Annotated in this window: 12 protein-coding genes; 8 read left to right on the top strand and 4 right to left on the bottom strand. The window is 68.3% G+C overall.

Features of this window, described 5'->3' with window-relative positions:
• Positions 1–26 precede the first annotated feature (26 nt).
• The 4 genes from AC1DNG_RS15000 to AC1DNG_RS14985 all read left to right on the top strand — a co-directional run bounded on the left by AC1DNG_RS15000 (position 27) and on the right by AC1DNG_RS14985 (position 6,304).
• Positions 27–3,119, top strand: a complete 3,093-nt coding sequence (locus AC1DNG_RS15000; RefSeq protein ID WP_476887665.1) for a DNA polymerase III subunit gamma and tau — start codon at positions 27–29, stop codon at positions 3,117–3,119.
• A 51-nt stretch (positions 3,120–3,170) separates the two neighbouring features.
• Entirely contained in the window at positions 3,171–3,770 is a 600-nt protein-coding gene (recR, locus tag AC1DNG_RS14995; RefSeq protein ID WP_018774392.1) for a recombination mediator RecR, read from the top strand.
• 12 nt (positions 3,771–3,782) lie between these two features.
• Positions 3,783–4,361, top strand: a complete 579-nt coding sequence (locus AC1DNG_RS14990) for a GNAT family N-acetyltransferase (protein WP_476850515.1) — start codon at positions 3,783–3,785, stop codon at positions 4,359–4,361.
• A 590-nt stretch (positions 4,362–4,951) separates the two neighbouring features.
• Positions 4,952–6,304: an aspartate kinase gene (locus tag AC1DNG_RS14985; protein WP_018774393.1), complete on the top strand. Its 1,353-nt coding sequence runs from the start codon at positions 4,952–4,954 to the stop codon at positions 6,302–6,304.
• Positions 6,305–6,499: 195 nt separating this feature from the next.
• On the opposite strand, the gene AC1DNG_RS14980 is transcribed toward AC1DNG_RS14985, so the two are convergent.
• Both AC1DNG_RS14980 and AC1DNG_RS14975 read right to left on the bottom strand, forming a co-directional pair.
• Entirely contained in the window at positions 6,500–6,694 is a 195-nt protein-coding gene (locus AC1DNG_RS14980; protein ID WP_043436631.1) for a hypothetical protein, read from the bottom strand.
• Positions 6,695–6,837: 143 nt separating this feature from the next.
• Positions 6,838–7,062, bottom strand: a complete 225-nt coding sequence (locus AC1DNG_RS14975) for a hypothetical protein (protein ID WP_028278007.1) — start codon at positions 7,060–7,062, stop codon at positions 6,838–6,840.
• Between the two features lie 127 nt (positions 7,063–7,189).
• Here AC1DNG_RS14975 and AC1DNG_RS14970 point away from each other — a divergent pair, with 127 nt between their 5' ends.
• The 4 genes from AC1DNG_RS14970 to AC1DNG_RS14955 are packed head-to-tail and all read left to right on the top strand — an operon-like array spanning position 7,190 to position 9,595.
• Positions 7,190–7,660, top strand: coding sequence for a MarR family winged helix-turn-helix transcriptional regulator (locus AC1DNG_RS14970; RefSeq protein ID WP_476850579.1), 471 nt, complete (start codon positions 7,190–7,192; stop codon positions 7,658–7,660).
• Positions 7,661–7,687: 27 nt separating this feature from the next.
• Positions 7,688–8,269, top strand: a complete 582-nt coding sequence (locus AC1DNG_RS14965) for an SSI family serine proteinase inhibitor (protein WP_243181456.1) — start codon at positions 7,688–7,690, stop codon at positions 8,267–8,269.
• A complete protein-coding gene (locus AC1DNG_RS14960; RefSeq protein WP_476874079.1) occupies positions 8,238–9,218 on the top strand; it encodes a 3-methyladenine DNA glycosylase in 981 nt (326 codons plus the stop codon). The genes AC1DNG_RS14965 and AC1DNG_RS14960 overlap by 32 nt, the downstream gene beginning before the upstream one ends.
• A complete protein-coding gene (locus AC1DNG_RS14955; protein WP_476871037.1) occupies positions 9,215–9,595 on the top strand; it encodes a serine protease inhibitor in 381 nt (126 codons plus the stop codon). Before AC1DNG_RS14960 ends, AC1DNG_RS14955 begins: the two co-directional genes overlap by 4 nt.
• A gap of 197 nt (positions 9,596–9,792) precedes the next feature.
• Here AC1DNG_RS14955 and AC1DNG_RS14950 read toward each other — a convergent pair whose 3' ends face one another.
• Both AC1DNG_RS14950 and AC1DNG_RS14945 read right to left on the bottom strand, forming a co-directional pair.
• Positions 9,793–12,987 (bottom strand): S8 family serine peptidase, encoded by a 3,195-nt coding sequence (locus AC1DNG_RS14950; RefSeq protein WP_476887664.1) that lies wholly within the window; start codon positions 12,985–12,987, stop codon positions 9,793–9,795.
• A gap of 321 nt (positions 12,988–13,308) precedes the next feature.
• A complete protein-coding gene (locus AC1DNG_RS14945; protein ID WP_028278002.1) occupies positions 13,309–13,494 on the bottom strand; it encodes a hypothetical protein in 186 nt (61 codons plus the stop codon).
• Positions 13,495–13,650 lie beyond the last annotated feature (156 nt).

Raw genomic sequence — 13,650 nt, 5'->3', positions numbered from 1 at the left:
TCTGTGCCGATTGGTAGGGTTTATCTGTGACTGTTACTACCGCCCTCTACCGTCGATACCGCCCCGATTCGTTCGCGGACGTTATCGGGCAGGAGCACGTCACCGAGCCTCTCATGACGGCCCTGCGCAAGAACCGCGTCAACCACGCCTATCTCTTTTCGGGCCCCCGCGGCTGTGGCAAAACCACCTCCGCCCGCATCCTGGCCCGCTGCCTGAACTGCGCCGAGGGCCCCACAGACACCCCCTGCGGCAAGTGCCCCAGCTGCGTGGAACTCGCCCGCGGCGGCTCCGGCTCCCTGGACGTCATCGAGATCGACGCCGCCAGCCACGGCGGCGTGGACGACGCCCGCGACCTCCGGGAACGGGCCACCTACGCCCCCGTCCGGGACCGCTACAAGATCTTCATCATCGACGAAGCCCACATGGTCACGTCGGCCGGGTTCAACGCCCTGCTCAAGATCGTCGAAGAACCGCCGGAACACATCAAGTTCATCTTCGCCACCACGGAGCCGGACAAGGTCATCGGCACCATCCGTTCCCGCACGCACCACTACCCTTTCCGCTTGGTGCCGCCGGAGCCTCTCATGGCGTATCTGGAGCTGCTCTGCACCCAGGAGAACGTCCCCGTGGCGCCCGGGGTGCTCTCGCTCGTCATCCGCGCGGGCGGCGGTTCGGTCCGCGACTCCCTCTCCGTGCTCGACCAGCTCATGGCCGGCGCCGGACCAAACGGACTGGACTACGAACTCGCGGTCGCCCTCCTGGGCTACACGCACGCCTCCCTGCTCGATGACGTCGTCGAGGCCGTCGCGGCGTCGGATGCCGCCACGGTGTTCCGCGCTGTGGACCGCGTCATCCAGACCGGGCACGATCCCCGGCGTTTCGTCGAGGACCTGCTGGAACGCTTCCGCGACCTCATCATCGTCCAGGCCATGCCCGAAAGCGCCCAGTCCATCCTCCGCGGCATGCCGGCGGACCAGATTGCCCGGCTGCAGAACCAGGCCCACAACCTCGGGGCGGCCGAGCTCTCCCGCGCCGCTGACGTGACCAATACCGCGCTCACGGACATGACCGGGGCCACCTCTCCGCGCCTGCACCTGGAACTGCTGTGCGCCCGCATCCTGCTGCCCAGCTCCGAGCAGACCGAGCGCGGCATTGCGGCCCGGATCGACCGCGTCGAGCGGCGGTTGAACTACGCCGGGAACGACGTCGGGGCTCCCCTCGCCAGCGCCCCCGCACCTGCCACCGTTCCGCCTGCACGCACGGAGCAGGCAGCCGCGCCACAGTTGCCGGCAGCGCACGTGCCCGCCGCACCTTCGCACGCCGCGCCGGCTGCCCCGACCACCACCCCCTCCGCCCCGCGTCAGGGCGAGCAGCCGCCGGCCACAGTCTCCGCGCCCGCCCGGCAGGACGAACCCATCCGAGAACCGCTGACGGCACCACGGGTCAGCACCAGCGACTGGCCTGTGGACGAACCCGCGGCGGCCAGCCGGCCCGCCCCTGCCGCAGGTCCCGCCGCCGCGCCTCCGTCCCTGCCCGCGTCGGCGACTGCCCCAACGGTTGCCCCATCCGCCCCTGCACCGTCTGCCCCGGCGGCATCTACCCCAGCACCCTCCGTCCCCGCGCGTCCCGAGCCGGCCGAGCCCGGCCGGGCGCCTGCCGCTGTTCCCAGCCCCGCTCCCGGCTCCGCCGCCGGACCCGGAGCCGACGTGGAGGTTTTGCGCCGCGCCTGGCCCGAGATCCTGCAAACGCTCACCAAGATCAAACGCAGCACTTGGGCGCTGGTGGAACCCAACGCCCAGGTCGGCCACTTCGAAGACCACGTCCTGACCCTCGCGTTCACCACCGCCGGGCTGGCGGGCGCCTTCGGCCGGGCCGACCACGCCGAGAACCTCCGGCAGGCGATCCACAAGACCATCGGCATCGATTGCCAGATCCGGGCCGTGGCCGGCAGCAGCAACAGCCCAGCGAGCTCTGAGCCAAACCCAAAAGCGCCGCCGGCTAGCCCGGAGACCCCGGCATCGTCCGCAAGCCAGGCGACATCGGCCGACGTCGCCTGGGGCCTGAGCCCGGCTCCCCAGCAGGCCCCATCTCCGGCCAACGATGCCGCTGAAGCCGTCCCCTCGCGGGTGGCCCCGGCGCACGTTCCCGCCGCCTCAATGCCTTCGACGCAACCCACTCCGGCCCCCGCGGCCCCGGCTCAGGTCCGTGCCGCCGCGCCGGCAGCGGAACCGCAGTCACCCGCCCCCGCAGCCCAGGCGCCGGTCCGCGCAGCCGAGCCAGCAGCCGAATCGGACGGCCCTTCGGAGCCTTCCGGGTCCTACGCCGACGCCGATGACGACTGGGGACCGCCCCGGGACGAGGACGCCCCTCCGCTGGACGAGGAACCACCAATGGATTGGGACCCCTCGCCCGTAGCCACGCCGCGCCGCCCCGAGCCCGCGGCTGCCGCTACCGCTCCGGCCCGCAAGTCCCCTGCCGCGCCGGCGTCCAAAACCGTTGGTTCCCCGGCCCGGACACCGGGCGCAGACCCGGACGCGTCGGATGACGCGTGGGCCCGCGCCGTCGAGCAGTCACCCGGCGTCTGGACGGTCGGCACAGATTCGAACCTCGGCCGGTACACGAGCCCGGATGTCGAACCCGCTGCGCCCGAGCCCGAGCCGAAGCCTGTGCACTACGAGCCGGCGGCGGCACAGATCCCGGAGTACGCGGGTGTCGTGTCCGCGCCGTCCGGACTGGCCTCGGACCACCCGGCCCGGGCCGAAGTGGCTCCGGCGCCGGCGGTCGCGGAGTCTGTTGCGCCGCGTGTGGCCGCCGCTGCCGTAGCTGCCGTCGCGGAGGCTGTTGCGGTCACTGCCGCTCCCGAGGCCGCCGCCCCGGCAGGCCGGCAAAGCCTGTACCAGCGGCTGTCGAACAGTCCCGAGGCCGAGGCCGGGCGGGCGAAGGCCCCCACCCGAGCTGCCGCCGCGACCACCGTCTACGTACAGGACATCCCCAGCGCCGACGACGAAACGATCGAGGAATCGGGCGTCTTCGGCCGGGCCGCCGTCGAGCGTATTCTGGGCGGGAAACTGGTGGAGGAGCGCTCCCTGGATGGAAGCCCCCTGCCGCCCCGCTTCTAGCAGACCCCCTGCCGGCTGGCCCCGGCCCCACTCCAAAAGAACGAGGACATTGTGTACGAAGGCGCAGTTCAAGAGCTGATCGACGAGCTCGGACGCCTTCCCGGAGTGGGGCCGAAGTCAGCCCAGCGGCTGGCCTTCCACATCCTCGAGGCTGATCCCCAGGACATGAAGCGGCTTGTCGATGCCATCACCACCGTGAAGGAACGGGTCAAGTTCTGCACGGTTTGCGGGAACGTGACCGAGCAGGAACTGTGCAACATCTGCCGCGACCCGCGCCGGGATCCCACGGTGATCTGCGTCGTCGAAGAATCCAAGGACGTCCTGGCGGTGGAGCGCACGCGGTCCTTCCGCGGCAGGTACCACGTCCTGGGCGGCGCGATTAATCCGATCGCCGGGATCGGTCCGGAACAGCTCCGGATCCGTGAGCTGCTGACCCGGCTCAACGACGGTGCCATTCAGGAAATCATCATCGCCACCGACCCCAACCTCGAGGGCGAGGCCACGGCGACGTATCTGGCCCGGATGCTCAAGTCGATTGGCATCGCCGTCACCCGGCTGGCGTCCGGCCTGCCCGTGGGCGGGGACCTGGAATACGCCGACGAAGTCACGCTCGGCAGGGCCTTCGAGGGCCGCCGCAACGCCCTGAGCTGAGCTGACGGATTCGTGGCAACCACCGGCAGCGGCACCCCGGCGCCGCTCCTCACCGGGCGGTTGCTGTTGCGTCCGTTGACAGCGGACGACGCCGGCGCCCTGCTCCGGTTCCGGGCCCATCCGGCGGCCACGCGGTACCTGTCCCATGGTCCGCTCACCCCCGCGCAGAACAGCGCCCGGCTTGAGCAGACACTGTCCGCGGCGGCATCCTCCACGGCCGAGTGGTTTCACTTCGGCTGGGCGATCGAGCTCCGGGCCACCGGTGAAGTCGTTGGCGACGCCCGGACCTGGAACACGCAGGAACCCCCGGCGCCCGGCCGGATTCCCGCAGACTCAGCCAGCCTGGGCTACGTTCTTCACCCGGAGCACCACGGGCTCGGTCTCGGCCGGGAGGCCGCCGGCGCCCTGGTCGACTGGCTTTTCGGCGCCCGCGGCAGCGAGACCATTTTCGCGGGAGTCTACGAGCCCAATCTCCCGTCCCGAAGGCTACTCGAGGGCCTGGGCTTCCGGAAGGACCGCTTCTTCCCCGTCGCGGAGGACACAGCGGGAAAGCAGCTCCCGTCCTGGCGCTACCGGCTGGACCGCGGCTAGCGGACATGCCCCGCGCCCACGCCCACGCCCACGCCCACGCCCAGCGGACATGCCCCGCGCCCGCACCCAACAATGGACACAATGCCCTCACGCCCACTCCTGCCCGCCAAGAATGAGCATGTCCCGCGGCAGCACTGAGCATGTCCACTCCTGACCCGAGCTCCCCCACCCTGCCCCGGCGGACATGTCCAGCGCCCCTGCCCGGGAATGGACACAATGCCCTCATGCCCACTCCAGCCCGCCAAGAATGAGCATGTCCCGCGGAACGGGAGAGCATGTCCACTCCTGGCCCGAACTCCCCCACCCTGCCCCGGCGGACATGTCCAGCGTCCGCGCCCAGGACTGGACACAATGCCGTCAAGCCCACTCCAGGCCGCCAAGAATGAGCATGTCCCGCGGAACGGGAGAGCATGTCCACTCCTTGCCCGCAGCGATGGGCATGTCCGGTGGAGACAAAACCCGCCGTGTCTGCCATTCGGTCACAATTCAACGGCGCGGGCGGCACGGCGATAAACTGGGGTGAGAAGTTACGCCGTCGCGCCGTTTGGTTGCCTGGCCCAGAACCCCGATGATCCAGTGAGGGTGCGCGAATGAGTTTGCCCACTACCGAAGTCCAGCCCGGATCGCAGACGTTGCCCGTCTCGGCCGCCGCCACCAAGCACCTTGTCGTGAAGAAATTTGGCGGTTCCTCGGTGGCTGACGCAGAAGGCATCAAGCGCGTCGCCCGGCGGGTCGTGGATGCCCAAAACGCCGGCGACGAGGTCGTCGTGGTGGTTTCCGCCATGGGCGACACCACCGATGAGCTCCTTGACCTCGCCGGCCAGGTCACCGATTCCGCGCCCGCCCGCGAAATGGACATGCTCCTCTCCGCCGGCGAACGAATCTCCATGGCGCTGCTGGCCATGGCCATCAACAAGTTCGGCGCCTCGGCCCAGTCTTTCACCGGGTCCCAGGCCGGCATGATCACCGACGGCATCCACGGCAAGGCCCGGATCATCGACGTCGACCCGCACCGCATCCGCACCGCCCTGGACAAGGGGCACATCGCGATCGTGGCCGGGTTCCAGGGCATGAGCCACACGACGAACGAGATCACGACGCTCGGGCGCGGCGGGTCGGACACGACGGCGGTGGCCCTCGCCGCGGCGCTCGACGCCGATGTCTGCGAGATCTTCACCGACGTCGACGGCGTGTACACGGCCGATCCGCGCGTGGTCGCGTCCGCCCGAAAGATCGACCGCATCTCCAGCGAGGAAATGCTGGAACTGGCCGCGTCCGGCGCTAAGATTCTGCACCTGCGCTGTGTTGAATACGCCCGCCGCTTTGGGGTGCCCCTGCACGTCCGTTCCTCATTCAGCCAGAACGAAGGCACCTGGGTTCTGCCGGGCGCCGACGACAAGATCACGACTCAAGAGGGAGTTGCCTTGGAGCAGCCAATCATCTCCGGTGTGGCACACGATCGGTCCGAAGCCAAGGTCACGGTTGTCGGCGTACCTGACATCCCCGGCAAGGCAGCGGCGATCTTCCAGGTCATCGCGGACGCCCACTCGAACATCGACATGATCGTCCAGAACGTGTCCACCCACGGCACGGGCCGGACCGATATCTCCTTCACCCTCCCGATCGTTGAAGGCGCCGAGGCCCTGGCCGCCCTGCACGCCGCGCAGGACCGGATCGGCTTTGAGAGCATCGAATATAACGAGAAGATCGGCAAGCTTTCGCTGATCGGCGCCGGCATGCGCTCGCACCCGGGTGTGTCCGCCCGCTTCTTCGCGGCCCTCTCCGAGGCCGGCATCAACATCAACATGATCTCCACCTCGGAGATCCGGATCTCCGTGGTCACCCACGCGGATCTGCTCGACGACGCCGTCCGCGCCATCCACAGGGCCTTTGACCTCGACAGCGAGGACGAGGCCACGGTCTACGGCGGCACCGGCCGCTAGCCGCACCTGCGCATCCGGGCGGACCCCGGACCGCATAAAGACGGGGAAGGGAGCGGCACCTGCCGCTCCCTTCCCCGTCTCCGCCCGTCGTCGGCCGCTTCCCCACAACTCCGGCCGAATTCCCACGTTTCCGGCCGCGTACCACGCGGCCGCCCAGGACGCCCCCGGCACCCGGAACCGGCGAAGCGGGCCTAGTCAGACCTCTTCTTTCCCGAGATCCGTTTTCCGGACAGCGTAGTGGTGTCCGTGGTCGTCCGTCTCGACTTCGAAACCTGCCAGGTCGTCTTCCGAGGCGTGCTCGAAGTCGTCGTGCTTGTGAACTACAGGCGCCGCGGTGTCGCCTCGATTTGCGGGCCCGAACAGCAGCCTCAGTTTGTCGGTCTTTTCCATGAAAGCTCTGACAGCACGTGTCACTAGTCCCACCCCCTTTCCTCGTCCCGGATGGTTCAGGATGCTGCACAGCGGTGTGTCAGTGCCCTCATTTTACGCCCGGCAGCGGGAAATGGCCCGGGTGGGGTGGCGCTAAAAGGGACCTAGCGCAGGGATTTGTCGTCAGGGTTTCGGGGCACTACATAAGTGCTGCCGTCGGGCCGGTGCAAGGTCTCCCACTGTTCAGTTTCAGCCTGCCGCGCCGCCAGCAGCCGCCTGTTCTGGTCGGTCATCTCGTGGCCGAGTGAACTGCGGTTGGCCGGCCCGAACACCGCCCGGAACTTCCCGGTGGCCCGCATGAACCTCTCGACGGCGTTTTCCTTTGCCATGGCTATCCTTTCCTGGGAGCAAGACAATGCTCCCAGTGTACGCTAATCATTAGTGCACTAATCATTCGAAGGAGTCGGTGTGACCCAAGGAACCCCAGCAATTCAGGGCGGCCACGCCACGAACGGCCTGCCGGACGCCCAGGCAGCGCAGGACGACCTCCTGCTGGAACAGCAGCTCTGCTTCGCCCTGACGGTAGCCTCCCGCAGCGTCGTGGGCGCTTACAAGCCCGTCCTGGACAGGCTCGGCCTGACCCACCCGCAGTACCTCGTGATGTTGTGTCTGTGGGAAGCGAGCCCGCGGTCGGTCCGCGACATCAGCGACGCCCTGGCGCAGGAGCCGGCAACCATCTCGCCGCTGCTGCGCCGGCTCGAGACGGCCGGCTTCATCACCCGCCAGCGGATGGAAGGCAACGAGCGCACCCTGGATGTCCGGCTGACGCCGCGCGGCGCCGCCCTTCGGGAGCAGGCCACCGAAGTCCCGGGCATCATGATGGCCCGGCTGGGCCTGACCCGTGAACAGGTCGGTCAGCTTCACGCCACCATGATGGACCTGATCGCCGCCACACGGCCCGGCCCGGAGGACGCGCCCCGGCGGTAGACTGGGCAAAACAGAGGAGGACTGCTGATGCGCACGCAATCGGGCCGCCCGGCACTTGTCCTGGCGGCCGTCCTGATGGCCGTGGCCGGACTGGCCGCCTGCACGCCGAACGGCGGGCCCACACCTTCTCCCTCCCCCAGCACGACGTCGGGCACCCCCTCCAGCCCGTCACCCACAGCGCCGTCGGGCTCGCCGTCGCCGGAGACGGAGACGACCTCGCCGGCACCGTCCCCCTCCGCCGTCCCGCTGCCGTCCGGACCGGGCAAGGGCAACGCCGAACTCGCCATCATGGTCAAGCCGAACGAAACCGGCACCGCGGCCAACTTCACGCTGGTGTGCCAAAACGGGGTTCCGGCGGCCGAAAGTCAGCACCCCAACGCCGCCGCCGCGTGCATCGCCATCAAGAACAACCCGGCCATCCTCAGCCCCGCCCCGCCCGCCAAGAATCAGACCTGCACCCAGCAGTACGGCGGCCCGCAGGTGGCCACCGTCACCGGCGTCGTGGATGGCAGGGCGGTTCAGGCGAGCTTCAGCCTGACAAACGGCTGTGAAATCGCCGCCTGGAACGCAGCCAAAGATGTTCTGGGCTCATCCGGCGGGGCGAGCTAAGCCCTTGCACCTCCAGCAGGAAGAATGGCTGCCGCGCCAGACCGCCCACGTCCAACATGTCCGCCGCTACGCGGACCCCTACCTCGAGCGGCGCTCCGCCGGCCGGAAGCACCCGGTGGAGGACTTCCTCTTCACCTACTACACCCAGAAGCCCGGACAGCTGCTGCGCTGGCACCCGGGCGCCGGCGTCGTGCTCTCCGGCCCCGAGGCTGAGGCGCGGACCGGGTGGAAGTATTACCGCGCGGCCGACGCCGCAGAACTCGCGGCCGCCGGGCTGCCGGCGGAGTCGCCGGCGGTGACGGTCGACGTCGACGCCTTCCTGAGGGAGCGCCGGGAGGCACTGCAGTTCGCAGGGATCATCCTGGCCGGGACTGCCGCGCGGCCGGCCCAGTTCGGCTGCTTCGGGCTGCACGAGTGGGCCATGGTCTACCGGCAGGACAAGTTCGATCTCCGGCACGAGTACCTGCAGCTGCGGCTGGGGTCCGGGCGCACCGACGAGGTGGTGGAGGAGAACCGGATCCGGTGCTCGCACTTCGACGCCTTCCGCTTCTACACCCCGGACGCAGTTCCGCTGAACAGCATGGTTCCCAGCCGGGAGAACCAGCGCGCCATGGAGCAGCCGGGCTGCCTGCACGCCAACATGGACCTTTACAAGTGGGCCTACAAGCTGTCCCCGTTGCTGCCCAGCGAGCTCGTCATGGACTGTTTCGAACTCTCGTGGCGGATCCGGGCCATGGACATGCGGGCGTCGCCGTACGACTTGCAGGAGTGGGGCTATCCCGCCATCAGGATCGAAACGCCCGAGGGCAAAGCTGCGTACGTTGAGCACCAGCGGGCTTTTTCAGCCGAATCACAAGTACTGCGGCAGCGGCTGTTGCAGGAGCTCGCTCCCCTGCTCCAGTCGATGGGTTCCGGCCCTGCCCCCGAACACACGGAAGGACAGCAATGACCGCCACCCACGAGCGTCACAGCCACCACGAGATCGATCTCACCGTCCGGCTGACGGAGGCCCCGGAAGCGCCGGAGTACACCTTCCGACTGGCGGTCGACGGCGGCAGCGTCGCCCCGGCGTCCACGCTGCCGGATTCGGCGGCCGCCCTCGCGGCGGTCACGCAGCACGGCGAGGCGATCTTCTTTCCCAAGCCGGGGCCGCCGAAGATGTGCACGCAGCAGTACGGGGGTCCGCAGGTCGCCGTGGTGACCGGCTGGTTCCTGGGCCGGGAAGTCCACAGCACGTTCAGCCGCACCGATGGCTGCGAGATCGCCCGCTGGCGGGCGATGGCGCCGCTGCTGGGCGGGGTTGCGGGATCCACCGGGGCAATCTGAGCCTTCACGGCACGGACGCCCGCGGCCCCTGGGCTCTCCCGGCTCCGCCGGCCGGCCCGGGACCGGGTCCGCCCCGACCTTTCCCGCGCGCTCGGCTCTCCCGGCTCCGCCCCTGGCGGATTAAACGGCAACGGCCGGCGGTGTGAGCCGCCGGCCGATGCCGTATTTTGGTGCTGCTTCTGCCTAAATGGCGTCGCCTAGATGGCGTAGTTCGGGGCGAAGGACTGATCGCTGTTCTGCATCTTGCCCTGCTCCTCCTTCACCTTCTTGCCCTTGTCCTTCTTGTCCTTGTGGGAGTTGTCGCCATCGGCGTCGTCACCCGGACCGTCATTGGAATCCTGGTCCTCGGAGGTCGGCGGGACCACAACGGTCCCGGCCGGGGTCACCAGGACTGAGACGAACGTGGGATCGCTGGCACCGGCGAAGGTGACCCGGCCGATGTACGAACCGACCTGAAGCCCATCCCAGCTCAGCGTGACCTTGCCGGCCTTGCCGTTGGCGAGCCGGAGCGGGTTCGGGCTCAGCGAGGCCTTGCCCTCGACCTTGCCGAGCACGGCGGCGTCGACCGAGGCCTTGGTGGCCTGGTTGTTCGGGCTGGCGTACAGGTTGGCGTAGATCGTGTACTTACCCGGGGTCGGGTTGGGGATGGACACCGATTCGCTGGCCGACGACGTCGCGACCGTCAGCGGACCGTTCGGGGTCATGACGTACATGTCGAAGTCAGCCTTCGGATCCGCGGAAATGACCGAGAACTTGGCCAGCGGGGAGCCGGCCACGACTGTGACGTCCTTGACCACGTTGGAGGCATCCGGGGCGCCGGTGAACGGGCCCGGGACGAGCTCGGCGGCCGTGGAGTCGGCCTTCGAGAGACCGTCGAGGGTCATGTTGATCGGCGCGTTCGTGCCGGAGACCACCTTGATGGCACCGGAACCGCTGCCGCCCTCGGAGGTGAAGGCGACATCGGACAAGGCCACGACGGACTGCGGACGGACAGCGATCGGCGACGCCACATTCTTGTTGGCGCCCTGCCAGCTCAGCGAACCGGTCGCAAACTTGCCCAGGGGCGCGCCCTGGTTCTCAAAGGAGATCTTGAACGTGCGCTTCTCGCCGGCGGCGCGGAAGTTCAGAACAGCCGGGGTCACGCTGACCTTGATGCCGGGAACGTTGAACTGGGCCTTGTAGACCCCCGGGGTCAGGGCGGTCAGCGTGCGGGTGACCTCGATCTTCCCGGCCAGGTTGCCCAGGGCGAAGGAGGGCAGGTTCATGTCCCGCGCCTTGGTGGTTCCGTGGATGAACTCCAGGTAGTCTGCCTCGCTGGCGTCGTAGACGAGGCCCGGATCCAGCACGCGGGCCGGGTCCACCTGGCCTGCGCCGGTGGCAAAGACATCGGTGTTCTTGGATCCGTCGGCGTTCTTGACGTCGCTAGTGGTGGTCATCATCGCGGATTTGACCGCCGCCGGGGACCACGTGGGCTTCATGGCCAGGATCAGCGCGCCGAAGCCGGCTACGTGCGGGGAGGCCATTGAGGTGCCGGAAAGGAAACCGAAGTTGTCGCCTCCGGTGCCGATCGGCGAAACGCCGGCCAGCACGGCCACGCCGGGCGCCGCGACGTCGGGCTTGAGGAGGTCGGAGCCTTCAGCGAGCAGCGGGCCACGGGAAGAGAACCCGGCGATCTGCGGCTGCGCCTCGAGGGGCAGCCCGGTGGTGTCCTTGTTGACCAGGGAAACCGTGATGGCCGGATTGGCCGTGACCTTGGCCTTGATGGCCTCGGTGGCGGGCGGGTTCACGTGGACGGTGGGGACCGAGTGCTTGTCCGTGTCCAGTGAGGAGACGGACAGGTTGACGAGGATCATGCCGACGCCGCCTCCGCGCTTGACTTCGGCGCTCTTTGCGACGCGGTCCACGACGCCGCGGTCACAGACCACAACCTTGCCGGCGATTTTGGCCGGGTCAAGCGAATCGGGGCCGCACAGATTCGGGCTGGCTTTCCCTGCGGCTCCTGCGTTAGCTGCCAGCACGACGCCGGCATTGGAAACCTGGCCGTTCATGATGCTGGCGCCGCGGTATTTGCTGCCGTCGGAGAACTCGACCGTGCCCTGCAGTTCCTGCGAGAAGCTGGTGGCCGCGACCGTGGTCAGCCAGGGCGCGCCGTGGTTGACGGTGCTGGCGGTCGGGCCGGAGTTGCCGGCGGAGACCGCGACGAAGATCCCGGCCGAGGCGGCGGACAGGAATGCCAGGGAGACCGGATCGGTGGTGGTATCCGTGGCGCCGGAGATGGAGTAGTTCAGGACGTCCACGCCGTCCTCGATGGCCTTGTTGATGGCCTCGACGGACGCGGACGAGTAGCACCCACCGGAGTTGGGATCGTTGTCTTCCCAGCAGACCTTGTAAACGGAGAGCTTGGCGGCCGGCGCGATGCCGCTGGTCAGCCCGAAGCTCCTGCCGTCAACCATGGCCTCGACATTGGCGTTGCCGGCAGCCGTGCTGGCGGTGTGGGTTCCGTGGCTGGCGGCGTCGACCGGGGACAGCCGTTCGCCCGGAGCCCAGTCTTCCGGCGGGACAGTGGCCGCGAAGTCCTCGCCAAAGTAGCGGGCGCTCAGGACCTTGGAGTTGCAGGCGGTGCCGTCGAAGTCGGTGCCGACCTGGCATTCGCCCTTGAATGTTTCGCCGTCGGCTTTGAGCATCGCGATCTTGCCGTCCGGGGTGCGGTACGGCACGCCGACGACGGGATTTCCGGTGAGGGGCTTGACCTCCTGGCCGGCAAAGTAGGCGCTGGAGGGGGTGTAGCCGGTGTCAATGACGCCGACCACGACGCCCTTGCCGGCCGCGTCCTGGCCGCCGAACTTGGTGTTCCACGTGCCGTTGGGCCCGCTGAGCTTCAGGAAGTCGGCGGTGGAGTAATCGGGTGCGTTCTCCGTGTCCGGCGCGACGACGAGGACCGACGGGTCCCGGGCCAGTTTCACGGCCTGGTCCGCGGTCAGCTTGGCGCTGAAGCCGTTGAGGGCTGCGGTGAACTGGCGCTGCATCTTGACGCCCTGCTGGCCGGCCACCTGGGCCTGCTTCTGTTCCAGGTGGGCCTTGTACTGCTTGACTTCGGCCTTGGTGGCATCCAGTTTCTTGCCGGAGGCAGGCTTGGTGGCCGGCAGGCCGGCCGTCCCGCCGTCGTAAGTCGCGGAAGGCTTCTCCGCCATGACCACTATGTAGCGGCCGTCCTTGTAGTTGTTCGGATCAATATTCTTCTGTGCGACGCCGGCTACGCCCGGGCCTTGCGCCGGGGCCGCATTGGCGGGGGCGATCGCGATGCTGGACAGAAGAACCGGCAAGCCCAGGGTCAGTGCCGCGGCCCTCCGGAGTCCCCCGCTTCGAAGGAAGCTCTTTCCTGGTGATGTCACGAGTGTTTGAACCTTTCGTAAAGGAACGGCCCGACTCCAACGCCGGGCCCAACGGACTGGCGGGAACTCACCGGGCGGTCGCCCGGCCCGCCCCCACGGATACCAGCCGATTCATACAGTACAGACCGAGAGCGAGATATGACATAGACCACAAGGAGGTATTTAAAATTTGTCACGCAATACGACACGATGCGATGGCGAGGATGCTGAACTGCGTCAATTGGACTCCGGCGGGCACAGTGCCTACGCCGGCTCAGCGCCGGAGGCCGCGACGACTTACGATCTTCGGGCCCGCCGCCGGCCCGCTCGTGATCCGCCGGCCTATTTTCGGGGAGTCCGGACCACGTCGCTGATCCATGCGCGGGTCTTCTCATCCAGGGGGCCGGCCACCTTGGTCGCCTTCGCCGCACGGTCAGCCTTGATCTTCTGCAGAACCATCCGGCCCAGCCCGGCGAACACTGCGACGGCCACAACAGACAACACCACGGATTTCGGTTTCTCAGCCATGCGCACATCCTACTGACCCGCGGCAGCCCCGACCATAGGGCGCAGCCGCCCCCGCGACGCCATCTCCCCAGCTCAAGGACCTGCCGGGGAGGCCGCGTTCACACTCCCCGCCCGAATACGGCCGGACGCACGGTGGCCGGTAGAATGGGCATGCAA

The sequence above is a fragment of the Arthrobacter sp. 01T425 genome (assembly GCF_056398725.1).
This window is presented reverse-complemented; position numbering and strand designations above follow the sequence as displayed.

What these genes read in the sequence shown, in the direction of transcription:
- AC1DNG_RS14985 (WP_018774393.1), top strand. Translation starts at nt 4,952, where the DNA reads ATGAGTTTGCCCACTACCGAAGTCCAGCCCGGATCGCAGACGTTGCCC.
- AC1DNG_RS14980 (WP_043436631.1), bottom strand. Translation starts at nt 6,694, where the DNA reads ATGGAAAAGACCGACAAACTGAGGCTGCTGTTCGGGCCCGCAAATCGA.
- AC1DNG_RS14975 (WP_028278007.1), bottom strand. Translation starts at nt 7,062, where the DNA reads ATGGCAAAGGAAAACGCCGTCGAGAGGTTCATGCGGGCCACCGGGAAG.
- AC1DNG_RS14965 (WP_243181456.1), top strand. Translation starts at nt 7,688, where the DNA reads ATGCGCACGCAATCGGGCCGCCCGGCACTTGTCCTGGCGGCCGTCCTG.
- AC1DNG_RS14960 (WP_476874079.1), top strand. Translation starts at nt 8,238, where the DNA reads ATGTTCTGGGCTCATCCGGCGGGGCGAGCTAAGCCCTTGCACCTCCAG.
- AC1DNG_RS14955 (WP_476871037.1), top strand. Translation starts at nt 9,215, where the DNA reads ATGACCGCCACCCACGAGCGTCACAGCCACCACGAGATCGATCTCACC.
- AC1DNG_RS14945 (WP_028278002.1), bottom strand. Translation starts at nt 13,494, where the DNA reads ATGGCTGAGAAACCGAAATCCGTGGTGTTGTCTGTTGTGGCCGTCGCA.